Raw genomic sequence first — 26551 nt, forward strand, 5'->3', positions numbered from 1 at the left:
GAACATCATGTCAGACATTTTCCGCATGTCGCGGCGCCGGCTTCTTGCTGGTGGCGGGAAGGTGGTCGCATTGACCGCCGCAGCCGGCATCGCGCCGCAGTTCATTCGTCCGGGCCGCGCGTTCGCATCCGACGCGCTCGCGCCGGGCATGGTCGGAGGGCCGACCGGCTTCGATGGCGCCGAGCGCTACCAGTACGGACCCGATACGCCTGAGGGGCGCGCCATCGAGGCAGTCAAGTCGCTGAAGGGCGCCGGCAAGGCGCCTGATCGCATCGTCCTCGGCCTGTCCGACGGATCGATCGGCCAGCTTACGCAGCCGTTCCCGGCCGGAGCCCCATCCATCAAGGAGCTCTGGGAGAAGGAGACGGGCATCACGCTCGACATCGTCGGCGTGCCGAATGGCCAGGAATTCACCAAGACCATGCAGGACATTTCCACCAAGGGTGGAGCGTTCGACATCTATGCCGTCGAATGGAACCGTCTGGGCGACCTCGCCGAAACCGGCGGCATCGTCGCACTCGACGACTATGTCGCACAGCACAAGCCGGAGTGGGACGATCCCGAGCGCGGCTATGTGAACGGCCAGAAGGGCGTTTCGCTGCTCAACGTGTATCGCGGCTCGACTTACGGCGTCTCGCTCGACGGCGACTTCCAGACATGGAATTTTCGCACCGACCTCTTCAGCGACGAAGCGGAAAAGAAGGCCTTCGCGGACAAGCACGGCTATGCGCTGGCTCCGCCGACGACCTGGAAGCAGCTCGACGAGGTTGCCGCCTACTTCCATCGTCCGGACAAGGGGCTGTTCGGCTGCACCGACCTGCGCAACCAGGGCTGGGGCTATACCAACTGGTACCAGCGTTTCGTCTCGATGGCCTCGCCCAACCAGTTCCTGTTCGACGACGACGGCAAGCCGCTGATCAACGCAGAGGCCGGTTTCCAGGCAACGCGGGAATATGTCGGCTCGCTGTCCTACCATTCGCCGGACGCGATCTCCTGGGGCTGGCCCGAACAGTACGGCAACTTCGCCAGCGGCGGGGCGGCGATGACCTGCGCCTTCTCGAACCTGCCGAAGTTCCTCGACAATCCCGGCAACCAGGGCTCCAAGATCACCGGCAAGGTGGGTTCCATGCTGCCGCCGGGCCGCGAGATCGACGGCCAGCTCGTTCGGCGCTCGGTCCTGTGGCTGAACCTGTCGGCCTCGGTATCATCGCAGAGCAAGCACCCGGAGGCCTGCTACCTGCTTCTGCAATGGCTCGGTTCCAGCCGCATCTATTCCTGGATGACGGCCAATCCCGGTGGCTATTTCGATCCCTTCCAGCTGTCGAACTTTGCCGATCCGCTGGTGCGCCAGACCTATCACGACTACCACATGGATGTCGTCCGCGAGACGGTGGCACGCACTGTGCCGACCATCAACTATCCCGGCGCCACGGCCTTCCACAACGCGCTCGACGAAAACCTCGTCGCAGCGCTGACGAAGACCAAGACCCCGGAAGAGGCGATGGCCGATACCGAGCGCCAGTGGAACCGCATCGCCCGCCGCATCGGCGAGGACAAGCTGGTGGCCGCCATCAAATCCAACAAGGAGGCGTGGCCGACCGTGCTCGATCCGGTGACCGGCTGATTGGCCGGTCCACTCGACGGAACTGGAGCGGGAGCGATCCCGTCTCCGTTCCGCATGCGTGCACAGATGCTGCAGTGATATGATGAACCGCTCCGTCTCCTTTGAAATCTTCCGCTATGCGGCGATCTTGCTGGCGCTGGCTATCACGCTGGTGCCGACGCTCTGGATGGCCTCGATGGCCTTCAAGCCGATCGCCGAATGGTCCGCCGCGGGCGCCGACCTGACGTGGTGGCCGAAGAACCCCACGCTCGACAATTTCCGCTTCATCTTCGGTACCTCGACCAGCGACCTGATCGTCGCGCTCGACCGCACCGCGGGCAAGCCGATCCTTTCGTCGTTGCTGTCGGCCGTCTTCGGCACGCTGGTTGCCATGAGCTGCGGCACGGCCGCGGCTTACGGCCTGTCGCGCTTTGGCTCGGGCCAGAACCTGCCGCTGGCGCTGATCCAGCTCAGGCTTTTCCCGCCGATGGCCGTCATGATCCCGGTCATGATCATGTGGGCCTTTCTCGGTCTGGTCGATAGCTGGTGGGGACTGGCGCTGATCTACGGCATCGTCACGCTACCCTTCGCCTTCTGGCTGATGAAGACCTTCTTCGACGACATGCCGCGCGAGATCGAGGACGCGGCACTCGTCGAAGGCTGCTCGCGCACCCGCGTCTTCATGAAGATCACGCTGCCGATGATGCGCCCCGCGCTCGCAAGCTCTGCCCTCTTCGTCTTCATTCTCAACTGGTCCGACTATCTGATCGCACTGCTTCTGACGACGCGCGAATGGGTTACGATCCCCGTCTACATGGCCTCGCTGTCGTCCTCGATGACCGGCCAGCTCTACGGCGCGAAAGCAGCACTCGGCCTCATTGCCGCCGTTCCTCCCGTTGTCATGGGTATCGCCATCCAGCGCCATCTCGTGCGCGGCCTGACATTCGGAGCGTTGAAGCAATGACCAGCCTCGCAACCCGGGAGAAAATGCCCATGGCGGATGCGGCCCTCAACCAGGGCGTTGCGACTGCGGACGACGGCCGTCGCCTCGGCTTCGCACTCACGCTGCCGGCCCAGTTGCTGGTACTGTTCATCGCCGTCTTCCCGCTGCTCATGCAGCTCTACATCAGCCTGACGGACTGGTCACCGCTGGACGGCATCGGCTGGTGGCAGGCCTATGAGCTCTGGAACAGCTTTGCCAATTATACCGACCTGATGGCGGATACGCGTTTCTGGGGCGCGCTGGGGCGCACGGCGCTCGTCATGCTGATCTGCGTGCCTGCCGAATTCCTGCTCGGCCTCGGACTTGCCATCCTGTTCATGGACGACTTCGTCGGCAAGCGCGTGTTCTATTCGATCATGCTGATCCCGATGATGGTGGTGCCTGCGGTCGCCGGCTACATGTTCTTCATGCTGTTCCAGTCGGGCGGTCCCGTGAACGACATCCTCTCCGGCCTCACCGGGATGAACGTCTCCATCGCCTGGCTTTCGGATCCGACGACCGCGCTGATCGCGGTGATGATCGCCGATATCTGGCAGTGGACGCCGCTGATGTTTCTGATCCTGCTTGCCGGCCTCGTCGGCGTGCCGGAAGATCAGGTCCGCGCGGCAACCCTGCTGGGGGCTTCCTGGTGGCAGCGCTTCCGCACGATCGTGTTGCCGAAGATGAAGACCATCATCATCATCGCGCTCGCCATCCGCATCATCGAGAATTTCAAGATCTTCGACACCCTTTACATCATGACCGGCGGCGGGCCGGGCGTGGCGACCGAAACAATCTCCGTCTACATCTACAAGGTGACGCAACAGGACCTGATCTGGGGTTATGTGGCTGCGATCGCGCTCGTCATCCTCATCTCCCTCTCCATCCTCGTCTCGCTGGCCATCAGCCGCATGAACAAGAAGAAGGAAGCCTGAGCGTGACTGCCATTCACCTTGAAAACCTGGTCAAGAGGTTCGGGGCCTTCACAGCCCTGAAGACGATGGACCTGGAGATCCGCGACGGCGAGTTCATGGCGCTGCTCGGGCCCTCCGGTTGCGGCAAGTCGACGACGATGAACATGATCGCCGGCATGGAAAGCCCGTCAAAAGGCCGCATCCTGTTCGACGGACGGGACATGAACGGCGTCGCGATGGGGCGCCGCGGCGTCGGCTTCGTCTTCCAGAACTACGCGATCTTCACCCACATGAACGTCTACGACAACCTCGCATACGGCCTCCGGGTCCGCGGGCTGCCGGAACGCGAGGTCGACGGCAGGGTCAGGAAGATCGCCGATTTCCTGCAGTTGACGCCCCTGTTGAAGCAGCCATCCGCCAAGCTGTCGGTGAATATCCTGCAGCGCCTGGCGATCGGCCGGTCGGCCATCGTCGAGCCGGCGATCTTCCTGCTCGACGAGCCGCTGTCGAACGTCGATGCGGCGTTCCGTGCGGTGATGCGCACCGAACTCAAGCATCTTCAGCGTCAGTTTCGCCAGACCATGGTCTATGTGACCCATGACCAGCTGGAGGCGATGACGATGGCCGACAGGATCGCGGTGATGGACCATGGCGTCCTGCAGCAGGTGGGAACGCCGCTGGAGGTCTACAACGATCCCGTCAATCTGTTCGTCGCCGGCTTCATCGGTTCGCCGGGCATGAACCTTCTGAAGGGAAGCCTTGCAGACAGTGATCGCGGCCTCGTCGTCGATCTCGGCGAACTCGGCCGAACCGCGCCGCTCCCGCCGCAACTGGCAGCCGCGGCGCGTTCAAATGCTGGCCGCGACGTCGTCTACGGCTTCCGGCCCGAGCGCGTCTCGCTTTCGGAGACGGGGGAGGGAATGCCGATGCCGGTGACGTTCATCGAGCGCATCGGCGCGCGCACCATCGCCCATCTCGGTACCGGCGAGCAGCGGGTCAAGGCGGTTTTCGACAACGATGTCGCGGCCGAAAGCGCCTCCACCGTCGCCGTCGCAATCGAACCAGCGTCCGTCCGGCTCTTCGATGCCGCAACGGGCGTCGCCATCAGGGAGGCGTGAAGATGGCCGGTATCTCCTTCCGCAATGTCACCAAGCGCTACGGCAAGACGGTCGCGGTCAAAAATGCGAGCTACGATATCCAGCCCGGCGAGTTTTTCTGCTTCTTCGGCCCGCCGCTTTCCGGCAAGTCGACGATCCTGAAGCTGATTCTCGGGCTTGAGACGCCGGACGAGGGCGAGGTGCTGATCGGCGGCAAGCCCGTCAATCACGTTTCGCCGGCGAGCCGCAACGTTGCGATGGTGTTCCAGAACCTGGCGCTCTTTCCGCACATGACGGCAGTACAGAACATTCGCTTCCCGCTGGTCGAACGGAAGGTTCCGGAGGTGGCGATCAAGGCGCGCGTCGATGAAGTGGCGGCGAAACTTCATATCGCGCATCTGCTGCACAAGCCGCCGGCACAGCTCTCGGGCGGGGAGCGCCAGCGCGTGGCCATCGCCCGTGCACTGGTGCGCGATCCGGTCGCCTACCTGATGGACGATCCGATTTCGGCGCTCGATGCGCGACTACGCGAGGAAACGCGTGTCGAACTCAAGCGCATCCAGCGCGATCTCGGCCAGACCCTGATCTACGTGACCCACGATCAGGAAGAGGCGATGTCGGTGGCGGACCGCATGGCGATCATGGAAGACGGCGAGATCCGCCAGATCGGCACGCCGGTCGAGATCTACGACCGGCCCGCAAGCCGCTATGTGGCCCAGCTTCTCGGCGCGCCGATGATGAACCTGATGCCGGTCGGCGCTTCCGGACGGGAGGCGGGCGAGGGTACGATCGTCCTGCCGGCCAGGGCGATGCCGCAGGACGTTGTCGGAGTCGGCATCCGGCCGGAAGACCTCAAGGTGGAGCCATGGGCCGAAAACCATCCGAACCGGCCGGCAACCGTCTACGAGGTCGAACCGCTTGGCGGCTACACCGTCGTCACGCTCGACACGGGCGGCCAGAAGCTGCGGGCCCTCATGCGCGGCCAGCCGGATATTCGCATCGAAAGTGTCGTGGCGCTGAGCTGCAACCCCGAGCGGATACACTTCTTCGGTGCGGCGGGAGAGGCGCTGCGTCCATGAACAGACAGATGAAATGGGAGGAACGAATGAGCGACACGAATGGCTTCGTGCCTGATCCACCGGTGCGGGTGAAGGACTACAGGATCGGCTGTATCGGGGCCGGCATGATCATGGCCGAATGCCATCTGGCCGCCTACAAGGAGGCCGGTTTCCCGGTCGTCGCCATCGCCTCGCGCACGACGGACAAGGCAAGGGCTGTCGCCGAGCGCTGGGGCATCGCAAGGGTGCACGACACGCCATCGGCGCTGATCGCCGATCCGCAGGTTGAGATCCTCGACATCGCCTATCCGCCGGATCAGCAGCCGGCACTGATCCGCGAGGCGCTCGGCAAGCCGCACATCAGGGCAATTTTGGCGCAGAAGCCGCTGGCGCTCACGCTGGAGGAAGCCCGCGCTCTGCGCGACGAAGCGGCCAGAGCCGGGAAGATCCTCTCGGTCAACCAGAACATGCGCTACGACCAGTCGATGCGGGTGCTGAAGCAGATTCTCGACCGGGGCGAGCTCGGGACCCCGGTCATGGCGACGATCGAGATGCGCGCCATTCCACACTGGCAGACCTTCCTTGAGGACTACGATCGGCTGACGCTTTCCAACATGAGCGTGCACCACCTCGACGTGCTGCGCTTCCTGTTCGGCGATCCAGACGCGATCACGACGGTTACGCGCACGGACCCGCGCACGAAATTTGCTCACAAGGACGGCATTACCGTTTCCACCCTGACGTTCCCGAGCGGTGTCCTCGCCGTGTCGATGGAGGACGTCTGGTCGGGACCGCGCGAAGAAGGTTTCGATAGCGACATCTACATCAAGTGGCGCGTCGAGGGCACCGACGGCGTCGCGCAGGGCACCATCGGCTGGCCGGACGGGTCGCCTTCGACGCTCTCCTACGCTTCGAGGAAGACCACAGGCGGCAAGTGGGTCTCGCCCCAATGGGAAACCATGTGGTTCCCGCATGCCTTCGTCGGCGTGATGGAACAGCTGCAGTACGCGGTGAAATCCGGCGAACCGCCGGCGCTTTCCGTCGCAGACAACGTCAAGACCGTGGCGCTCGTGGAGGCGGGATACCGCTCCATCGAGGAAGGGCGCACGGTCAGGCTTTCAGAAATCGCAATCAACTGAATTCCAAGGGAGGATTTTCACCATGATGCAAACCGGCATTTTTTCCGGCTATTTCCCCTACGGCCTCGAGGAGACCGCCCAGAAGATCAGGGCGCTCGGCTTCAATACCGTCCAGCTCGACATGCACTTCAAGGACATCGACCTTTCGGCGGGCCAGATCACCAAGGACAAGTGCGTTCGCATCCGCGAGACGTTCCGCGATCACAACCTGCCGATCTCTTGCATCTCGGGCTACACGAACATCATCCATCCCGACAAGGCCGAACGCGAACGCCGCGTGGGCTACCTGAAGGAAATAATCCGCTACGCCCAGCACCTCGGCACGCCCTACGTGATTTCCGAGACCGGTACCTTCAACACCGAGTCCGACTGGGTGCATCATCCGAAGAACAAGACCGAAGAAGGCTTCGAGGAGTGCCGCAAGGTCATCGCCGACCTGTCGCAGCATGCCTACGACCATGGCGCGGTCTTCCTGCTCGAGACCTACGTCAACAACGTCGTCGGCTCGGTCGAGGAGACGGTGAAGATGTTCGCGCAGGTCGATCATCCCGGCCTCGGGCTGTTGATGGACCCGACCAACTATTTCGAAAGCCACAACATCGACCGCATGGACGAGATCCTGAACCAGGTGTTCGACACGCTGTCGGACAAGATCAAGATCGCCCACGCCAAGGACGTGAAGCGCTCGGGCGACGACAAGACGGAGAAGCACGCCGATATCGGCGATGCGGAGGCGCTCGAAAGCCACACCTTCCGTGGCGTCGGTGAAATCGAGCTGCCGGCACCGGGGCTCGGTTCGCTGAACTACGACCTCTACCTGCAGCGGCTTTCGAAGAAGCACCCGAACATTCCGATCATCATCGAGCATCTCGATGAGAGCGACGTTCCGCGCGCCAAGAAATTCCTCGACGGAAAGCTGCGCGCCAACGGCCTCTAAACGCCAATCCGGCGGCCGGGCCTTGGTCCGGCCGCCTCAACCGAAGACAGGACAGTCCGCAACACCGGGCTCACAACAGGAATACTCTCATGGTCGAACTCTACGGGAGGGCGATGTCGCGCCGCGACGTTGCCGCCAGCGCCGGATCCTTTTCGCAATTTGCCGGCGTGCGCCTGATGACGCTCGGGGACGGTGTCGAGCGCGGCATCCGCATGCTGGAGTTTCGCAGCGGTACGGGGCTGCGCTTCACCGTTCTCATCGACCGTGCCTTCGACATTGCCGACTGCGAATATCGCGGCATGGCGATCGGCTGGAATTCGCCGGCCGGCTTCAAGCATCCGGGCCTTGCCGAATATGAGGGCGAGGGCGGGCTCGCGTGGCTGCGTTCCTTCTCGGGCCTGATGGTCACCTGCGGCCTCGACCATATCCTGTTCATGAACGACGAGCCGGGCGACAGCTACGTCTACGGCCCGCGCAAGACCATCAGCCATTCGCTGCACGGCCGCATCGGCACCATTCCGGGCAAGCTTAGCGGTTACGGCGAAGACTGGCAGGGCGACGAATGTACCCTCTGGTGCGAGGGCGTCGTGACGCAAGGGACGGTGTTCGGCGAGCATCTCGAACTCGTCCGCCGCATCGAGATCAAGGCCGGCACCAACGACATCCGACTGACCGACCGCGTCGTCAACCGCGGCTTCTACCGCACGCCGCACATGTACTGCTACCACATCAATGTCGGCCATCCGGTCTTGGCGGAAAAGTCGCGCTATCTCGCGCCTCTCAAGGAGGTGGTCTGGGCCGCCCATGCCGGCGCCGACTATCGCAAGCAGGAAGTCGGCTACCGCACCATGCCGGCGCCGCAGATGAACTTCCACGAGCAGGTATGGCAACACGAGATGATAGCGGACGCCAACGGTGAAGTGCCGGTTGCACTGGTCAACGACGCGCTCGGCATCGGTTTCGAAGTCGTCACGCGCAAGGACCAGTTCCCTTGTATGTACGAGTGGCAGAACCTGCAGTCCGGCCAATATGCGCTGGGCATCGAGCCGTCGACCAATCACGTGCTTGGTCACACCGCGGCGCGCGAACGGGGTGAACTGATCTGGCTCGAACATGGCGAGGAGCGCCGTTACCACACGACCTTCCGCATCCTGCCCGACGCCGGCGCCATCGCCGCGAGCGAGCAGAGAATCCGGGGTCTTTCGGGGCAGCCGTCCGAAGAGTTTCCCGAGCCCACCGGCAATCACGTGGCGATCGGAGGCCGGTGATGAACGTCCAGTTTTCCCCAGCCCAGGAGACGAAACCCGCCATGTCGATTTCAGGCAAGGTCATACTTTACACGGGGGCGGCCGGCGGCCTTGGCACCGAGACGACGCTGAGCTTCCTGCGTGCCGGTGCCAGGGTCGTCGCCATCGACAACGACGAGCGCAAGACCGGCGCATTGCTTGATGCGGCGACGAGAGAGGGATTGAAGGGTCTCACGGTTCGGGTGATCGATCTCTCCGATCTTGCAGGCCTGCGAGCGGAACTCGACCGCGTCGCCGGCGAAGTCGGGGGCATCGACGTCGTCATCAACAACGCCGCCATCTATCCTTCGAAGCCCTTCGAGGAATACGGCATCGAGGATTTCCAGGCGGTTCAAAGGGTGAATGTCGATGCGGGCATTGTCTGCGTCCAGGCGGCGCTGCCGCATATGCGCAAACAGGGTTGGGGGCGGATCGTCAACATTTCCAGCGTTACCGTTTATGGCGGGTGGGCGAACCTTGCACCCTACGTGCAGTCCAAGGGCGCGCTCATCGGGCTGACGCGAGCCTGGGCGCGCGAGTTCGGTGCCTACGGCATTACCGTCAATGCCGTCGCGCCCGGTGCCTTCCCGACGGATGCCGAGAAGATCCACCCGGATCCGGAAGGCTACACGCGCTTCGTGCTGGAGCATCAGGCCGTCAAGCGGCGCGGTAGCCCTGCCGATATCGCCGCCGCCCTGACGTTCCTGATCTCCGATGCCTCAGGTTTCATCACCGGCCAGACGCTGAACGTCGATGGCGGCTGGGTGATGCACTGACCCCTTTGTTACACTCAAGGAACTGAAAGAAATGGGAATTCTTAGCGGATTTCGCGTCCTCGACTGCTCGATCGCCATGGCCGGACCGTTTGCCGCGCAAAGGCTCGGCGACCTCGGGGCCGATGTGATCAAGGTGGAGCCGGTCACCGGTGAGTGGCAGCGGCATGTCTCTGCGGGCGGGGCCGGCGGAAACAAGATCAACGTCTCGTTCCTGTCGTTGAACCGCAACAAGCGCTCGCTTGCCGTCGATCTGAAGTCGTCCGAGGGCAAGCAGGTGCTGCTGGACCTGGTGAAGACGGCGGACGTCTTCCTGCAGAACTATCGCCCGGGCGTGGCGAAGCGTCTTGGCGTCGACTACGAAACTCTTTCGAAGATCAACCCGCGCCTCGTCTATGTCTCCATGTCCGGCTATGGCGAGGACGGTCCCTATATCGACCGTCCCGGACAGGACCTCGTGCTGCAGGGTATGTCCGGCGCCATGCTGTCGGCCGGGCGGGTCGATGAAGCGCCGACGGCGGCCGGCCAGTATCTCGTCGATGCGATCACGGCCTACAACGCCTTCGAAGGCGCACTGGCGGCGCTCTTCCACAGGGAGCGCACGGGAGAAGGCCAGCTGGTGCAGGTCAACATGCTGGACGCGATCGCGACGATCCAGATGCAGGAACTGTCGGTCTTCACCATTGGCAACAAGCCGCAGACGCGCTCGGCGGAGCCGCACGCGCATGTCTATATCCGCGCGCCCTATGGCGCCTTTGCGACCAGCGACGGCTTCATCATCGTCGCCTTCCCCAAGCTGAAGACGCTGGGCGAGGTGATCGGCGAGGAGAGCTTCCTGTCGATGGAGGACGAAGTCGACAGCTGGGCCAAGCGCGACGAAATCTTCGCCAAGACCCGCGAGCGGCTGAAGACCCGAACCTCGGCCGAATGGCTGGAGCGGATGCGCGCCGCCGACATCTGGTGCGGCCCGGTCTACGGCTATGCGGATCTCGTCGAGGATGCGCAGATCAAGCACAATGGCACCTTCGTCGAATATGACCATCCGACCGAGGGGCGGGTGAAGACGCCCGGCTTCCCGATCAAGTTCTCCAGTACGCCGTCGACGATCGACCGGGGTGCTCCGATCGTGGGTCAGCATACGCGGGAGGTTCTCAAGGAAGCCGGCTACGATGATGCCCGCATCGCCGGCCTGGAGCAGGCCGGCGCCATCGCGGCCGGGGAGCTTTGACCATGCAGCGTCTGAAAGGGCTGACGTGGGACCACCCGCGCGGCTACAACGCGCTCGCTGCAGCAGCAAGACTCCCGGAGCTTGCCGAAAGCGGCCTTGCAATTGAATGGGAGAAGCAGCCGCTCGAAGGCTTCGAGTCCCATCCGATCGCCGACCTCTGCGCCCGCTACGACCTCGTCGTGCTCGACCATCCGCATGTCGGCGAGGCACTGGCCGGGGATTGCCTGCGGTCGCTGGAGGACGTGTTCGGCGAGGCGACCGTGCGGGCGATCGAGGCGGACAGCATCGGCCCGTCCTTGCGCAGCTATCGCTACGCGGGCGCCCACTGGGCGCTGCCGCTCGATGCTGCAACGCAGGTATTGGCCGCGCGGACGGATCTTCTGTCCGGTCCCGTACCGGAGTCGTGGGAAGCGGTTGTGGCGCTCTCGAGAGAGACGGGCAAGGTGGCGCTTTCGCTCGCCGGCCCCCATGCCGCGCTCTCGTTCCTGTCGATCGCGGCCGCCTTTGGCGAGCCGCCGGCGGAAAGGGATCCCGATATCCTGGTCTCTGCCGAGACGGGTAAAGTCGTCTACGACCTGATGTCCGATCTGGCCTCGCGCAGCCCGCGGTCTGTCAGGGACAAGAATCCCATCGGCATCCTCGGCCACATGGCTGAGAACGACGACGTGATCCTTTGCCCGCTGATCTACGGCTATGTGAACTATGCCGCCCCCGACAGCGGCCGGGTGATCGCCTTCCACAATGCACCGCGGGCTGTCGCTGGCGGCCGGCCGGGCTCTACGCTCGGCGGCACGGGCATCGGTATTTCGAAGCGATGCGAAGTCACCCCCGCCCTGAAGCAGCATCTTCTCTGGCTGATGGGAGCGGAGGCGCAAGCCGGCTTCATCCCCGCCCACGACGGCCAGCCATCACGCCGCGAGGCCTGGCACGACGCCGCGGTGAACGCCCGGTGGGGCAGCTTCTACGAAAACACCGCCGACACGCTGGAGCAGGCCTATGTGCGTCCGCGCCACGACGGCTACATCGCTTTCCAGGGAAGGGCGTCGGCGCTGCTGCGCCAGGCCTTCGAAGAAGGAGCAGCGGCCGAGAGCGTGCTCGACCATCTGCAGACCCTTTACGCAAGCCACCGCGCAGCCGGCGGCGAAAGGTAGGAATGACATGACCGAAGATATTCTCTTCACCGTAGACGGCGCGATTGCCACCATTACGCTCAACCGTCCGCAAAAGCTCAACGCCGTGACGCCGGAAATGGCCGATGCGATCGTGGCCGCAGTCGAGGAATGCAACGACAGCGACACCATCCGCTGCGTCATCCTGACGGGCGCGGGCGAACGTGCCTTCTGCGCCGGCTCCGACATCCGCGAGCTCGACACCTACGAGACGCCGTGGCAGTTCCGCAACCGACCCGACTATTGCGACGCTTTCCGCGCGCTGCTGAAGCCGACGATCTGCGCCGTCAACGGCTATGCGCTGGGCGGCGGCCTCGAGACGGCGATGTCCTGCGATATCCGCATCGCTTCGGACAACGCCCAGTTCGCCGCTCCCGAGATCAAGCTCGGCTGGATCGGTGGCGGTGGCATGGCCGCCCATCTCATGCATTCGATCGGCGCCTCCAACGCCGCGCTGATGCTGATGACGGGCGATGCCATCCCGGCGGAAAAGGCGTTGGCCTGGGGCCTTGTGAGCGAAGTCGTTCCGCAGGTCGAGCTTCTGCCGCGTGCCCACGCGATCGCAGAAGTCATCGCCTCGCGGGCGCCGATCGCCGCCGAGACGGCCAAGGCCAATCTGAAGGCCGCAGTATCGATGCCGCTCGACAAGGCGATCGAATACGAGCGTGACCTGCAGACGATCTGCTTTGCTACGCAGGACGCAACCGAAGGACGGGCCGCGTTCAAGGAAAAGCGCCCGCCCGCCTTCAGGCGTCGGTGATGGCCATGCATTCGGGTCTGACATTCGTGCGCGGCCTTGGCCGGCATCGTGAAGCCTCCGTCTTCGCGATGCTTGCCGCCGTCGCCATCTATCTCTCGTTTGCAAGCGACTATTTTCTCGAGCCGCGCAACCTTTTGAACGTCGGGCGCCAGGCCTCGGTCGTCGCCATCGTCGCGCTCGGCCAGGCGCTTGTGATCATCGCGCGCGGCATCGACCTGTCGGTCGGCTCGGTGATCGGCCTGTCGGCGGTGGTGGCCGCCGTGCTGATGCGGGACACGGGGAGCGAGGCCATTGGCCTCACGGCGGGCCTGCTGACGGGGCTGGTCTGCGGCCTCGTCAACGGCGTCCTCTACACCCGCTTTCGCATCAATCCGTTCATCGCCACGCTCGGCACGCTTTCGATCGCGCGCGGCATCGCGCTTCTGATGACCGGCGGTATTCCGGTGCCGTTCGGCGGCTTTGCCGAGTTCGTCGGAGCCGGCCGCATCTTCGATATTCCGGTGTCCTTCCTGCTGATGATCGTGCTGGCCGTCGTCGTGCACGTCTTCGCCAGCCGGACGGTCATCGGTCGGGAAATCTACGCGATCGGCGACAATCCGAAGGCATCGCGGCTCGCCGGCGTGAACCTGCGCGCCATCCGGCTGTTCGTCTTCGCGTTCTGCGGGCTGCTTGCCGGTCTCGGCGGACTGATCCTGGCCGGCAATCTTGCCAGCGCCGACCCGAACCTCGGCATGGGCTACGAGCTCGACGTCATCGCCGCGGTCATCCTGGGCGGCACCGCGCTCAGCGGCGGTCGCGGCTCGATCCTGGGTGTCGTCATCGGCGCACTTTTGATGGCGCTTCTCAACAACGCTTTCGTGCTGCTCGGCATCTCCGCCTACTGGCAGGTGGTGACGAAGGGTCTGGTGATCATCTTTGCAGTCGGCCTGGACGGGCTCCAGCGCGGCAGCGACGACGACTGATACATATTTGATGGAGGAGACGAACATGTTGCTCAAGACACTCAGAAACATGGCGCTTGCGGCGGTTGCCGTAACGGCCATGTCGCTTCCCGCACTTGCAGCCGAGGCGCCGCAGGGCGGCAGCGTCGCCGCGGTCGAAAACACCAAGGGACCGGTCCGGATCGCGTTTTTGTCGTTCCAGAACAACCCGTTCTGGACGCCGGTGACGGAGGGGGCCAAGGCTGCGAACGATTATCTTTCGAAGTTCGATGCGACGGTCGATTTCGTCGATCTCGGCGACGAGCTTTCCGCGGAAGCCGTCGTTGCCGGCATCGAGGGGGCGCTCGCCAAGAAATACGACGGCATCGTCGTGGTGCCGATCTTCGACGGCACGGCGCGCATCATCAACGAGGCGACCGATGAGGGTGTTCCGGTCTTCAACATCGTCGCCGAGGGCGCCACGGAATCCAGGCGCCTTGCCTTCATCGGCCAGGACGCGACCTCGGCGGGCAAGCAGATCGGCGAGTTCATTGCCGAGAAGATGGACGGCAAGGGCAAGCTCGGCGTCATCACCGGCTACTTCGGCGCCACCCAGCACACGCAACGCATGAGCGGCGCGCTGGATTATCTGAAGGCAAGCTTCCCGGATATCCAGATCGTCGGTCCGTTCGAGAACAAGGACAAGGCCGAATCCGCCTATTCCCTGGTGCAGGACATGATGACCGCCAATCCCGATCTTTCCATGGTGTATATGACGGCAGGCGGGCCTTTCGGCGCGGCGAAGGCAGTCAAGGACCTCAACCTCACCGGCAAGGTCGGCGTCGTCGGGTTCGACCATACGCCCGACAACATGCAATACCTTAAGTCCGGCGAGATGGTCGGCCTCCTCGACCAGGCTCCGTACCAGCAGGCGCTCGATTCCAGCGTGATGCTGTACAACTACATCGTCGCCGGCCAGGAACCGCCCGCCAAGGTCATTCCCGTCACCGGAAAGCTGCTGACGCCTGATGATGCAAAGTGACCGCATGAACGAGGCGGCTGCGCCGGACGCAGCCGCCGCTTCGGCGCAGCCGCTGCTCATCCGGGCGCGCGGCATCGCCAAGGGTTTCTCCGGCAACGCAGTGCTCCATTCCGTCGATCTTGATCTTCATGCAGGCGAGGTCGTCGGGCTTCTGGGAGAGAACGGCGCCGGCAAGTCGACGCTGATGCACATCCTGTCCGGCGGCCTGCAGGCCGATACTGGAACGATCGAGATGGAGGGGGCGCCCGTCCGTTTCGGCTCGGTCGCCGAGGGCATAGCGGCAGGCGTCAGCTTCGTGCACCAGGAACTGTCGGTCATCGGCGCGCTCAGCGTGGCCGAGAACCTTCATCTCGGCCGGATGGCGAAGACTGCCGCCGGGCTGGTAAATTTCAGCCTGATGCAGAAGGCTTCCCGCGCGCTCCTCGAACGGGTAGGTGCCGGCCATATCGACCCGCGCAAGGAAGCCGGGGCGCTTCGTGCCGGCGAGCAGCAACTGATCGAGATTGCGAAGGCTGCGGCTCGCAAGCCGCGGCTGCTGATCCTCGACGAGCCGACGTCGTCGCTGACGCCGCACGAGGTCGGTGGCTTCTTTTCCTATGTTCGCGAGGCACGCGCGGCGGGTGCCGCGATCATCTTCATCACCCATCGCCTGGAAGAGGCGATGTCGCTTTGCGACCGCGTCGTCGTCTTGCGCAACGGCGCGATCGTCAGCGAGCGCCGGCCCGCCGAGACGACGCGGCAGCAGCTGATTGCCGACATGACCGGCAAGCCTGCGATCTACGAGCACAGGCCCCGATCCGTGAACGGCGGCGAGATTGCGCTGTCGCTGCGAGGCGTATCCGACGATCGCCTGCTCGATGGCATCGACCTCGACATCCGCAAGGGCGAGATCTTCGGCCTGTTCGGGCTTGTCGGCGCGGGACGGACGGAACTGCTGGACCTTATCCACGGCGTCCATCGCCATAAGGCCGGCACGATCAAGCTGTTCGGCAAAGAGCTGTCGCTGCTCGATCCGAGCCAAGCGGTGAGGGCGGGGATCGCCCTCGTTCCCGAGGGACGCAAGACGGCGGGCATCCTGCCGCAGCATTCCGTGCGCGACAATGCGGCGATCAGCAGCCTCAGGCGCTTCGCCAGGGGCGTATTTTCCGATCGCGCAGGAGATGCCGGTCGCGTGGAGCGCCACCGCCAGAGCCTCGGCATCCGCATGGCGTCGGATACGCAGGCGATCTCGACGCTTTCTGGCGGAAACCAGCAGAAGGTTATCTTCGCGCGCGCCCTGATGGCCGAACCGCGACTGCTTCTGCTGGATGAGCCGACCCACGGCGTCGATGTCGGCGCCAAGTCCGATCTCTACGGCATCGTGACTCGGGAGGCGGACAAGGGATTGACGGTCATCGTCGCCTCCTCGGAGGTTCCGGAAATCCTGGCGCTGTGCGATCGCGTCGCGATCCTCTCCAAGGGAAGGCTTGCGGGGGTTCTCGAACGCGCCGAGATGACCGAAGATCGAATTCTGACCATGGCATTCAAGGAGCACTGAACGTGAGCACGAACCAGGAAGTATTTGCGACCGGGGTCTTTGTCGGCAGGGTGTGGAACCCCGCCGTGGCTGGCCCCTGTGTGGTGGTCGTGCGGGACGGAAACGTGATCGACATCACCTCGAAAATGGCGCCGACGATGTATGACCTGCTGGAGCGCGAAGACGCTGCGGCCTATGCGGCGAAAGCCGAAGGGCCGGTGCTTGCCGATCTCGAGGGTCTCCTTGCACGGGGCGTCGGCACGCCCGATACGAACTGCGTCCATCTTCTTGCGCCGAATGACCTTCAGGCGGTCAAGGCCTGCGGCGTGACGTTCGCGCGCTCGATGATCGAACGCGTCATCGAGGAACGCGCGGCAGGAAATCCCGATATCGCCCAGAAGATCCGCGAGAAGGTGAGCGCCATCATCGGTGACAGCCTGCGCGACCTGAAAGCCGGCTCACCCGCGGCCCTGAAGGTCAAGGAAGCGCTGATCGAAGAAGGCGTCTGGTCGCAATATCTCGAAGTCGGCATCGGGCCGGATGCGGAAGTCTTCTCCAAGGCGCAGGTGCTTTCGTCCGTCGGCTACGCCGCCGATGTCGGCCTGCACCCGATTTCCAAGTGGAACAATCCGGAGCCGGAAATCGTGCTCGCGGTCAATTCCCGTGGCGACGTCCAGGGTGCAACGCTCGGCAACGACGTCAATCTTCGCGACGTGGAGGGACGTTCGGCGCTTCTGCTGGGCAAGGCGAAGGACAACAACGCCTCCTGCTCCATCGGTCCCTTCATTCGCCTGTTCGATGCGACCTACACGATCGATGACGTGCGAAACGCCGAGCTGACGCTGCGCGTCGAGGGCGAGGACGGCTTCGTTCTCGACGGACGCAGTTCGATGAAGGAAATCAGCCGCGACCCGCTCGAGCTGGTCGGCCAGACGATCGGCCGCCATCATCAGTATCCGGACGGCTTCATGCTCTTCATGGGAACCCTGTTCGCACCGACGGAAGACCGGGACGCACCGGGGCAGGGCTTCACCCACAAGATTGGCGACATCGTCACGATCGCCAATGACAGGCTCGGCGCGCTGACGAACCGGGTCAAGCTCTCGACCGAGTGCGCGCCCTGGACGTTCGGCGCCTCGCATCTGATGCGCAACCTTGCGGCACGCCAACTGCTTTGACGAACCTCAGGGAGGCCGGCGGGATCTTCCGCCGGCCTTCCCTTGCCTGAAGGTTACGGAGATTTAATGCGGGCGGTCGTTGACCTCCGGTGGTCGATTAAATAACGGTACCGAATAGTTCCGTTAATAGTGTCGATCCATGAAGCTCAGATATCCAATCATTCTACTATGCCTGCTCGCCGCAGGTGCCGCCTTCTTCCTGAAGGACGGTATGTCCGCCGCGCAATCGACCAGCTATCTCACCGCGTCGGTCGAAAAGGGCGACGTCGAGGAGACCGTGCTGGCGAGCGGCACATTGAAGCCGTCGCGGCTGGTCGCGGTCGGATCTCAGGTGTCGGGCCGCATTACCGCGCTGAAGGTCAAGCTCGGCGACACCGTGCGCGAAGGCGATCTCATCGCCGAGATCGATTCCACAACGCAGGACAACGCCCTGCGCAAGTCGAAGGCAGCCCTTGCAAACGTGCAGGCGCAGCGCAGCGAAAAGGTGGCCGAGCTCGAAAATGCGCGGCTGACGCTTAGCCGGCAACAGACCATTTTCTCCAAGCACGTCGGATCAGAGGCCGATCTCCAGTCGGCTGAAGCGGACGTCAAGATGGTGGCGGCACAGATCGAGGCGCTGGAAGCGCAGATCGCCGAGGCCGAGGTGGCCGTGGAGACCGCCAAGGCCGACGTCGGCTATACGCGCATCACCGCGCCGATGAACGGGACCGTCCTTGCGATCGTCAACCAGGAAGGCCGTACCGTCAACGCGACCCAGTCGGCGCCGACGATCGTCATCCTCGGTGACCTGACGACGATGACCGTGCGGGCTGAAATCTCCGAAGCCGACATCACGCGCGTCAAGGAAGGTCAGCCGGTCCGCTTCAGCCTGATCGGCGACCGGACGACGGCCTACGACGCGGTCCTCGCTTCGATCGAACCCGCACCGGAATCGATTACGAGCGACAGCAGCGTCCAGACATCCACCTCGACGTCGCAGACTTCGTCTTCGTCCTCCTCGTCCGCGATCTACTATATCGGCGTATTCGACGTCCCGAATGACGACGGTCGCTTCCGGACCTACATGTCCGTGGAGGTCAGCGTCGTGCTCGGCGCGGCGAAGGGCGCATTGACGATCCCGTCCTCGGCGCTGGGAGCGGCAGAAGGTTCGGGACACTACCGTGTCCTGGTCGTGGCCGCCGATGGCACGGTTGGCGAGCGAAGCGTCGAGATCGGTCTGAACAACAAGATCACCGCCGAGGTCCGCTCCGGGCTTAAGGAGGGCGAACGCGTCGTCATCAGCACGGCGAGCGCAAGCACTTCGACCAGCAGATCCGGTGGCCCTGGTGGCCGGCCGCCGATGGGACTCTGATCTATGACGCCGCTGATAACCGTTGAAAAGCTGAGGCGTGAGTATCCGTCGGGCGAGGGCACGATCGCCGTCCTCAAGGACATCGACCTGACCATCGAAAAGGGTGAGATGGTCGCGATCGTCGGTTCCTCCGGGTCCGGCAAGTCCACACTGATGAACATTCTGGGCCTGCTCGACCGGCCGACATCTGGAACCTATTGCATTTCCGGGCAGGAAACTTCCACGCTCGACAATGACGAGCGGTCGGCGTTGCGCCGCGAGCACTTCGGCTTCATCTTTCAGCGCTACCATCTGCTCGCCGAGCTGTCTGCGCTTGGCAATGTCGAGATACCCGCCGTCTATGCCGGTCGTGCCCGCGCGCCAAGGCGCGAACGTGCTGCGGCCCTGCTCGGGCGTCTTGGAATGGCAGAGCGCACGGAGCATCTGCCGGGGCAGCTTTCAGGCGGCCAGCAGCAGCGGGTCTCGATTGCCCGTGCGCTGATGAACGACGCAGAGGTCATTCTGGCGGACGAGCCTACCGGCGCGCTCGACAAGGTCAGTGGCGACGAGGTGCTGCGCATCCTAGACGAGTTGCACGCCGAGGGGCGTACCATCATCATCGTCACTCACGATCCCGGCGTGGCTGCGCGCGCCGAGCGCATCATCGAGATTTCTGACGGCCGCATCGTCTCAGACCGCCATTCGCAGAAGGATGCCACCGAGGTCGCGGTACCGGCAACACCACGTGCACAGTCCCCCTCGCAGATCGGCGCGCGGGTCGACCGCTTCCGCGAAGCCTTCCTCATGGCGATCAAGGCGCTACGCGCCCACCGCATGCGCAGTTTCCTGACGATGCTCGGCATCATCATCGGCATCGCCTCGGTCATCTCGGTCGTCGCGCTCGGCACCGGCAGCCAGCAGAAGGTGCTGGCGAACATATCCAGTCTTGGCACCAACACCCTGGAAATATTTCCCGGTACCGGCTTCGGCGACGTTCGTGCCGCAAGGGTCAAGACGCTGGTCGTGTCCGACGCAGACGCGCTGTCGCAGCTCTCCTATGTCGATGCGGTCACGCCGACCGTCTCCACTGCCGAGACCGTCCGTTTCGGCGCGGTCGAGGCCAATGCGCTCGTCAACGGTGTCGGCAGCGAGTACTTCGTCGTCAAGGGCTCCTCTCTCGTCAAAGGCCGGCTTTTCAACGCGGACAGTGTTTCGTCGATCTCGCAGGATGCCGTGATCGACGAGAATGCCGCCAAGGCGCTCTTCGGCGACAGCGGGCTCGATCCGATCGGCCAGGTCATCATGGTGGGCAGTGTTCCCTGCCGGGTTATTGGCGTGATCTCGTCGCAGCAGGGCGGGTTCGGCTCCAGCGACAACCTCTCGATCTTCTTGCCCTATACCAGCGTGCAGGCGCGTTTCATCGGCGACATGTCGCTCAGGAGCGTTACCGTCCGCGTGGATGACAGCGTTGATACGGCCGTGGCCGAACAGGCGGTCACGGAGTTTCTCACGCGCCGCCACGGCACGAGGGATTTCTTCGTTCTCAATACGGACGACATTCGCCAGACGATCACCAGCACGACGCAGGCGCTGACGCTGCTTGTGAGTGCCATCGCCGTCATCTCGCTTGTTGTCGGCGGGATCGGGGTGATGAATATCATGCTGGTCTCCGTTTCGGAGCGGGTCAGCGAGATCGGCGTGCGGATGGCGGTCGGGGCCAGACGTCACGATATCCTGCAGCAATTCCTGATCGAAGCGGTGCTCGTCTGCCTCATCGGCGGTGTCGTGGGAATAGCGGTGGCATTGGCCTTCGGACTTGCCTTCAATGCCGCCGGTACCAGCTTCACGCTGGTCTTCTCGATGACACCCATGCTGATGGCGTTCGTCTGCTCCTGCTTCATCGGTATCGTCTTCGGCTATCTTCCGGCCCGGAACGCTTCCCGCCTCGATCCGGTGGCGGCGTTGTCGTGACCCGCCCGGAGGAACAATGTATCATCCGGCAGACAGGGGTAGCCTGAGACCAAAAATGGCCGAACTCGAAGAAAAGCCACAAGAAACAGACACGGCCCGGAAGCGGGGGCGCCCGAAGACGCACAGCGACGACGAGCGTCGCGCCTTCATCGCCGACGTAGCCCGGCGCACATTCGTTGACCTCGGCTACGCCGGGACGACGACGGATATCGTCGCGACCTACTGTCGGATTTCGAAGCAGACGCTCTACCGGCTCTTTTCGACAAAATCCGCACTCTTCCTCGCCGCCGTCGCCTCGCACCGGCAGATGATGCTCGCGCTGCCGAGGCCGGAGAAGGAGGAGGGGAGCCTGCAGGACGTGCTCGAGCGCATTTTCATGATCGACCTGGACGATGAGGGATACCGCGAGCGGGAGGCGTTCATCCATGTCGTCATGCGGGATTCGGCACGCGTGCCGGAACTGGCAGAGATTTTGCGGAAGGAAGGCATCGAGCGATCACGCGACAGTCTCGCGGACTGGCTGAAGGGGCAGGCTGCGGCCGGTCGCCTTGTCCTGGACGACCCGCAGAGCGGCGCAAGGATGCTGATGGACATGATCTTTGGCGGGATGCGGCCCGGCTGGCTCAGTCGGGAGGCCCGGCGCGATCATCTTCGGCGATGCATCCGGATCTTCGCGCGCGGCGTCTCGCCAACCTGACGTCGAGCAACCGCGTTCAGCGCAGGCGGTGATCCATCCGGCTCAATCGGATGACGTTGGCTTCGCTGAGGGCGTATTCGATCTCGGCAAACAGGCCCTCGATCAGGTCGATGAATTCGGTGCGCCGCCGATCGCGCAACTCTGCGGGCAGTCTGTCGACGGTGGCGAGGGCACGTTCGGCGGCTGCCAGATCATCGCACAGGGAGCGGAAGTCGTCGTCGCGCCAGATCAGCGCGCGTATCCGTTCGGCCTGCATCGGAAAGCGACGAACGGCCGAAGGCATGCCATCGCTCAAGCTGAAATCGTCAGTTGCCCTGCCCACGTGCCCCTCCCGTCAGGAGTGGGTTAATCATCTCTTGTGATGATATTGGATAACGCCACGAGATAACGTAAGATACCGGAATATACAGGCGTGGGCGCCTGTGGCCTCGCGTTCTGTGGCCTTGGGGGAAGCTATGAGCCTCGTACACCAGGGAGCACTGCTGGCGGAGGCGGAGACGCCGCCGTCAGATCGCGAAGTCAGGGCGCAACTGGCCAAGATTCAGGGCAGCTCAGCCTTCGAAGCGCCGGAACGGGCGCGACGGTTTCTTTCCTACGTCGTGGACGAAACGCTGCAAGGCCGCTCCGACCGGATCAAGGCCTTTTCCATCGCGGTCGAAGTGTTCGGCCGTGACGCTTCCTTCGACGCCCAGAACGATCCCGTCGTCCGCATCGAGGCCGGCCGCGTTCGTCGGTCGCTGGAGCGATACTACCTGCTGGCCGGGCAGAACGACCCTATTATCATTACTATGCCGAAAGGCGGATATGTGCCGGTGTTCACCCGCTTCGGGGAGGCGGTCGCAAGATCGCAGCCCGACGAGGGACGCCGTACCAAGGCAGGGGTCCTGGCTTCGCGCGAGCTGGCCTGGGCGATCGTCGGTGTCGCCGCATTGGTTGTCGCCGTGCTCGTCGTCTACACGACGCTGGCGCGACCGGCGGCGGATCTCGCCATGCCGCAAAACTCCACTCTAGGCAAACCGGACGTTGCGACGGTGCTTATCGAGCCGTTCGAGGACCTGACGGATACAAGGAGTTCCTCGGCACTGGCGAGAGGGCTCACGGATGAAGTTATCGGTCAGATGGCGCGCTTTCGCGAGATTACCGTCGTAACCAAGCAGATGGACCAGGCCGGGAGCCAGAATGCCTCCCAACCGCATGGCGGGCTGCCTTTTTACGCGCTCGAGGGAAGCGTGCGTACCGACGACCGGAAGATCCGGTTGAGCGTGAGGCTGCTCGATCGCACCGACAGCTCCGTCATCTGGTCGAAGAGCTACGACCGCGAACTGCAGGTCTCCGACGTATTGGCCATCGAGACCGATATTGCGCGCGCCGTGGTGACAGCCTTGGCGCAGCCTTACGGCGTGATCTTCCAGACGGATGCCGCCAAGTTGCGATCGCCGCCGGACGATTGGGAGGCCTATGCGTGCACGCTGTCGTACTACGGTTATCGGGTAAATCTCGACGGCAGATCGCACGCCGCCGTTCAGAATTGTCTGTTGCGCGCGGCGGAAAAATATCCGGACTATGCCACTGCCTGGGCGCTGCTTTCGCTCACCTATCTCGATGAATACCGCTTCCGCTATCACCTGCGTTCGCCGGCGGTCGCATCGATTGACAAGGCGGCGGAGACGGCGAAGCGTGCCGTCGAACTCGATCCGGAAAATCTTCGCGCCCTGGAAGCGGAGATGCTCGCCTATTTCTTCCAGGGCCATGTCGATACGGCGCTCGCCATAGGAGCGCGGGGCGTTGCGATCAATCCGAACGATACGGAGTTTGCAGCGGAATACGGCTTTCGGCTGGCCCTTGCAGGCGAATGGGAGCGGGGATGCGCGATGGTTTCCGATGCGCTCGGCGCAAATCCCGGGCCGCTCGGCTATTTCGAGGCGGCTCTCGCGGTGTGCGCCTATATCAAGGGCGATTACGTGACGGCGGAAAGATGGGCGCGCATGTCGGACCTTGCCAGCAATCCGATCTACCGCATCATCATGATCGCCATCCTCGGCCAGCGTGGTCAGACGGAAGAAGCTGCGAAGCAGATGCGCTGGCTGGAAGCCAACGCGCCGGAATTCGTCAAGGATCCCGGGCGGGAAGTCCGCACCCGGATCCATCGCCCCGAAGATCAGGCGCATTTCATCGATGGATTGAAGAAGGCGGGCATGGCCTTGCCTTCACCCACAGACGTGCTTGATTGATCGGCTGCGCCGACATCGGTGGGGTCGATAGCGGTGGAGATAAGGATACGCGGTGCCGCGACAGATAGATGACGCCTCCAACGGTTCGACCCGTGCTTGTCGCCCGGCTCGTATGCGACTTATTATGCATTGGAAATACAAGTGACGGAGCCGGTCGACGACGATATGCCTGCCCCTTCTCAGAGCACCCTGCAAGCAGTTTTGGAGCCCGTTTTCGTGCTGGCCGCGCGCGTTGATGCCGTGCTTGCGGAACTCCCGCATGATGTCCTGGATACGGCCGAACGCCGGCAAGCGGACAGATTTGTTCGGCTGGAGGATCGGAAGCGGTACCGGGCAGGCCATGTTCTGGTTCGCCATGCGATTGCAGCCGTGACCGGTCTGTCCGCCTCCGCACTTGCCTTCGTGTCCGGTCCGAATGGTAAGCCCGCGGCAGTTTCGCCGAAGGGGTTCGACTTCAACCTGACGCATAGCGGTCAATGGGTCGCGGTCGGTCTGTCGAGGTCCGGAGCCGTCGGTGTCGATGTCGAGGCAGATCGACCCGAGGCTTTCTGGCGCGAAATAGCGGCTTCCTTCCTGTCGCCGAGGGAAATACGGGACCTGCCATCGGCAGGAACGGCGCGATATCTGAGGGTCTGGACCGCGAAGGAGGCGGCTCTGAAAGCTTGCGGGGCCGGCTTTTCCATCGCGCCCGAAAGCATTTCCGTCGCTGTTCAAGCCGGCGGCTTTTCGGTCGATATTGCCGACAGGCGCGTCGTCGGCACGTGGCATCTGCTGGACGACGAGCACTTGCTTGCGGAGGCCAGGGATGCCGCGAGCGCGTCGATCGTCGTGTGCCGAACGTCAAATGAGCTCAAGGGGGAATTGCAGCGCCTCGCAATGGCACAGGAAAACTGGTTGCGCGGCGCCTTTTGACGCGAGCGCATGTTTATCTGGCGCCGAAGAGCCTGAAGATGACGATCGTCAAGCATTTGTAATATTTTGTAGTATTTTCATGTCGAAAGTATTGTGCCATATCTCTGCTAATTGCGGGGCGGGGTTGCCCGTCCTCAGATGGTAAATACATATTGGGCGGACGCTTTTTGGCGTTTTCTCCGTGAGGGGCGGGTTTGTCTTGGCTCGCTCCGTTGAAATTACAGTGCATTGCATGAATCTTCCACCTCGGGAGATTTTCCATACATGGAGCGTCACTATGTTTCACCGTCTCATGCGTGGGTCATTTGTCCCAGTTTCTCCCACCTCCTTCTACTTCCCGAAATAGGCTAAGATCGGCCAGTCACCGCAAGTTTATCTCGCGGCGGCGGTCGTGCAGATCCCTGCCACCGCGCTCACACGTGGAGGCAAGCGCATGTCCTGCAGAAACCGGGCCGAACGCCTGAGGCGTTCAGGCCGGCGGACCTGTCGGCTTCGGTGTTCCGGACCCTTCAGGAAATGCCGCGCCACCGGAATTTGCCAATGGGAGTTTCGTTATGAATACAAACGTTGGAATGCTCACCGGACGAGAAGCCGACCTGAATTTCAATCCCGCCGTCGCTCATGTCGCCGAGCAGGTGACGCGCGGACGTAGCGTAACGACACAGCCGACCGAGACCGCCTCGCTCGTTTCGACCTATGCATTCTCGACGGATGCTCTCCCCGTCGCTGACCGCTTCGACGCCTGGCGCCGCAGTTTTGCGCCGATGATCGATCTTTCTCGCGAGACGCGCGGAACTTTCAACGGAAGCCAGGATCTTTGGGATCTCGGTGGGCTCGCCTTTTCCCGGATCAGGACCGGGGCGTTTCGCTATTCCTGCAGGCCTGCGCAGGCGCAGAGCCACCCGCTCGATCATTGGGTAATGACGCTGCTGCTTAGCGGCCACTCTTCTACGACGACTTCCAACGGAAATTTCGCCGGGCGGCCTGGCGTGGTTCAGATCCACACGCTCGGCCGGAAGTTCCAAGGCACGATGTCGGACAGCGAAATGCTGATGCTGTGGGTGCCGCGCGATTTCTGCCGCGACATGGCCGGGGTTCTCGATGCGGCCGAGTTCACGACGCTTGATACCGCGATGGGCCGCATGTTCACGACGTTCATGATCGGCCTCGCCCATCAGGTAACGTGCATGCGCGTGGACGAGCTGCCGAGGCTGATGTCGGCGGCGCGGGAAATGATCCTGGCTTGCGTGGCGCCCGACGCCGACCGGCTGGATGAAGCGCAGGGCACTCTCGTTACACTCCGCCTGGAAAAGGCGCGGCAATTCATTCAGAAGAACCTCTACAATCCGAAGCTCGGGCCGGAGATGCTGATACGGGAACTGGCAATTTCGCGCACGCGTCTCTACCGGCTTTTCGAACCCGCCGGCGGCGTCAACCGCTACATCCAGCACCGCCGGCTGCTCGACGCTCACTCCGCGCTCGCCGATCCAAACGAGCAAAGGCGCATCCTGGAGATTGCCGAACAGCGCGGTTTCGACGGTGCCGAGTTCAGCCGGGCTTTCAAGCGTGAGTTTGGCTACAGCCCGAGTGACGTTCGCCGGGGAGAGCGCATCGGCCGGCCGAGCTATGCGTCGGAAAGCATCTCCAGCCTTCCCCCCGAAGAGTGGCTGGGCGCACTTCTTTGGCGCTTGCAGAACGACAGGAAGGCCGACTGAACTGTCTGGCGGCAAGCCCGTCCGGTGGTGCAGGTGCGGAGTTCATTACCAGGATGTCGCCGGGCGTCGCTGACAATTTTTTCGCGTACCCCG

At 63.3% G+C, this 26551-nt stretch carries 23 protein-coding genes; 22 read left to right on the plus strand and 1 reads right to left on the minus strand.

Annotated elements, in window-relative coordinates; translation table 11 throughout:
- Positions 1 to 7 precede the first annotated feature (7 nt).
- The 19 genes from HV823_RS08000 to HV823_RS08090 all read left to right on the plus strand — a co-directional run bounded on the left by HV823_RS08000 (position 8) and on the right by HV823_RS08090 (position 21600).
- Complete coding sequence (locus tag HV823_RS08000; protein ID WP_176949199.1) at positions 8 to 1624, plus strand: extracellular solute-binding protein; 1617 nt, start codon at positions 8 to 10, stop codon at positions 1622 to 1624.
- 82 nt (positions 1625 to 1706) lie between these two features.
- Complete coding sequence (locus HV823_RS08005) at positions 1707 to 2567, plus strand: carbohydrate ABC transporter permease (protein ID WP_176949200.1); 861 nt, start codon at positions 1707 to 1709, stop codon at positions 2565 to 2567.
- Positions 2568 to 2590: 23 nt separating this feature from the next.
- The gene (locus HV823_RS08010; RefSeq protein WP_176949429.1) at positions 2591 to 3520 is read left to right on the plus strand and encodes a carbohydrate ABC transporter permease; all 930 of its coding nucleotides are present in this window, start codon (positions 2591 to 2593) and stop codon (positions 3518 to 3520) included.
- Between the two features lie 2 nt (positions 3521 to 3522).
- Complete coding sequence (locus HV823_RS08015) at positions 3523 to 4617, plus strand: ATP-binding cassette domain-containing protein (RefSeq protein WP_176949201.1); 1095 nt, start codon at positions 3523 to 3525, stop codon at positions 4615 to 4617.
- Positions 4618 to 4619: 2 nt separating this feature from the next.
- A complete protein-coding gene (locus HV823_RS08020) occupies positions 4620 to 5675 on the plus strand; it encodes an ABC transporter ATP-binding protein (protein ID WP_176949202.1) in 1056 nt (351 codons plus the stop codon).
- Positions 5676 to 5701: 26 nt separating this feature from the next.
- Positions 5702 to 6793 carry a Gfo/Idh/MocA family protein gene (locus HV823_RS08025; protein ID WP_176949203.1) on the plus strand — a complete coding sequence of 364 codons (1092 nt, stop codon included), beginning with the start codon at positions 5702 to 5704 and terminating at the stop codon, positions 6791 to 6793.
- Positions 6794 to 6815: 22 nt separating this feature from the next.
- Entirely contained in the window at positions 6816 to 7730 is a 915-nt protein-coding gene (locus HV823_RS08030; RefSeq protein WP_176949204.1) for a sugar phosphate isomerase/epimerase family protein, read from the plus strand.
- An 89-nt stretch (positions 7731 to 7819) separates the two neighbouring features.
- On the plus strand, positions 7820 to 8998 hold the full coding sequence (locus HV823_RS08035; RefSeq protein ID WP_176949205.1) for an aldose 1-epimerase family protein: 1179 nt from the start codon (positions 7820 to 7822) through the stop codon (positions 8996 to 8998).
- Positions 8998 to 9792 (plus strand): SDR family NAD(P)-dependent oxidoreductase, encoded by a 795-nt coding sequence (locus HV823_RS08040; protein WP_176949206.1) that lies wholly within the window; start codon positions 8998 to 9000, stop codon positions 9790 to 9792. The genes HV823_RS08035 and HV823_RS08040 overlap by 1 nt, the downstream gene beginning before the upstream one ends.
- A 31-nt stretch (positions 9793 to 9823) precedes the next feature.
- A complete protein-coding gene (locus tag HV823_RS08045; RefSeq protein ID WP_176949207.1) occupies positions 9824 to 11017 on the plus strand; it encodes a CaiB/BaiF CoA transferase family protein in 1194 nt (397 codons plus the stop codon).
- A 2-nt stretch (positions 11018 to 11019) separates the two neighbouring features.
- A complete protein-coding gene (locus tag HV823_RS08050; protein WP_176949208.1) occupies positions 11020 to 12168 on the plus strand; it encodes a type 2 periplasmic-binding domain-containing protein in 1149 nt (382 codons plus the stop codon).
- Between the two features lie 7 nt (positions 12169 to 12175).
- Positions 12176 to 12946, plus strand: coding sequence for an enoyl-CoA hydratase/isomerase family protein (locus HV823_RS08055; RefSeq protein WP_176949209.1), 771 nt, complete (start codon positions 12176 to 12178; stop codon positions 12944 to 12946).
- Positions 12946 to 13908, plus strand: coding sequence for an ABC transporter permease (locus tag HV823_RS08060; protein WP_176949210.1), 963 nt, complete (start codon positions 12946 to 12948; stop codon positions 13906 to 13908). The genes HV823_RS08055 and HV823_RS08060 overlap by 1 nt, the downstream gene beginning before the upstream one ends.
- 25 nt (positions 13909 to 13933) lie before the next feature.
- The gene (locus HV823_RS08065; protein ID WP_176949211.1) at positions 13934 to 14908 is read left to right on the plus strand and encodes a sugar ABC transporter substrate-binding protein; all 975 of its coding nucleotides are present in this window, start codon (positions 13934 to 13936) and stop codon (positions 14906 to 14908) included.
- 4 nt (positions 14909 to 14912) lie between these two features.
- Complete coding sequence (locus HV823_RS08070) at positions 14913 to 16445, plus strand: sugar ABC transporter ATP-binding protein (protein ID WP_210270733.1); 1533 nt, start codon at positions 14913 to 14915, stop codon at positions 16443 to 16445.
- 2 nt (positions 16446 to 16447) lie between these two features.
- The gene (locus tag HV823_RS08075) at positions 16448 to 17602 is read left to right on the plus strand and encodes a fumarylacetoacetate hydrolase family protein (protein ID WP_176949212.1); all 1155 of its coding nucleotides are present in this window, start codon (positions 16448 to 16450) and stop codon (positions 17600 to 17602) included.
- 139 nt (positions 17603 to 17741) lie between these two features.
- Positions 17742 to 18953: an efflux RND transporter periplasmic adaptor subunit gene (locus tag HV823_RS08080; protein WP_176949213.1), complete on the plus strand. Its 1212-nt coding sequence runs from the start codon at positions 17742 to 17744 to the stop codon at positions 18951 to 18953.
- Between the two features lie 3 nt (positions 18954 to 18956).
- Positions 18957 to 20903: a MacB family efflux pump subunit gene (locus HV823_RS08085; RefSeq protein WP_176949214.1), complete on the plus strand. Its 1947-nt coding sequence runs from the start codon at positions 18957 to 18959 to the stop codon at positions 20901 to 20903.
- Between the two features lie 55 nt (positions 20904 to 20958).
- Positions 20959 to 21600: a TetR/AcrR family transcriptional regulator gene (locus HV823_RS08090; RefSeq protein ID WP_176949215.1), complete on the plus strand. Its 642-nt coding sequence runs from the start codon at positions 20959 to 20961 to the stop codon at positions 21598 to 21600.
- 16 nt (positions 21601 to 21616) lie between these two features.
- On the opposite strand, the gene HV823_RS08095 is transcribed toward HV823_RS08090, so the two are convergent.
- Positions 21617 to 21922, minus strand: coding sequence for a hypothetical protein (locus HV823_RS08095; protein ID WP_425487644.1), 306 nt, complete (start codon positions 21920 to 21922; stop codon positions 21617 to 21619).
- 133 nt (positions 21923 to 22055) lie between these two features.
- Between HV823_RS08095 and HV823_RS08100 the strand changes: the two genes are divergently transcribed.
- From HV823_RS08100 to HV823_RS08110, 3 genes are all read left to right on the plus strand, one after another.
- Positions 22056 to 23831 (plus strand): hypothetical protein, encoded by a 1776-nt coding sequence (locus tag HV823_RS08100; RefSeq protein WP_176949216.1) that lies wholly within the window; start codon positions 22056 to 22058, stop codon positions 23829 to 23831.
- Positions 23832 to 23972: 141 nt separating this feature from the next.
- Positions 23973 to 24743 carry a 4'-phosphopantetheinyl transferase superfamily protein gene (locus HV823_RS08105; protein ID WP_176949217.1) on the plus strand — a complete coding sequence of 257 codons (771 nt, stop codon included), beginning with the start codon at positions 23973 to 23975 and terminating at the stop codon, positions 24741 to 24743.
- Between the two features lie 554 nt (positions 24744 to 25297).
- A complete protein-coding gene (locus HV823_RS08110; protein ID WP_176949218.1) occupies positions 25298 to 26458 on the plus strand; it encodes a helix-turn-helix domain-containing protein in 1161 nt (386 codons plus the stop codon).
- The last annotated feature ends 93 nt before the right edge of the window (positions 26459 to 26551 follow it).

The organism is Mycoplana rhizolycopersici, assembly GCF_013378445.1.
GTDB lineage: Bacteria > Pseudomonadota > Alphaproteobacteria > Rhizobiales > Rhizobiaceae > Mycoplana > Mycoplana rhizolycopersici.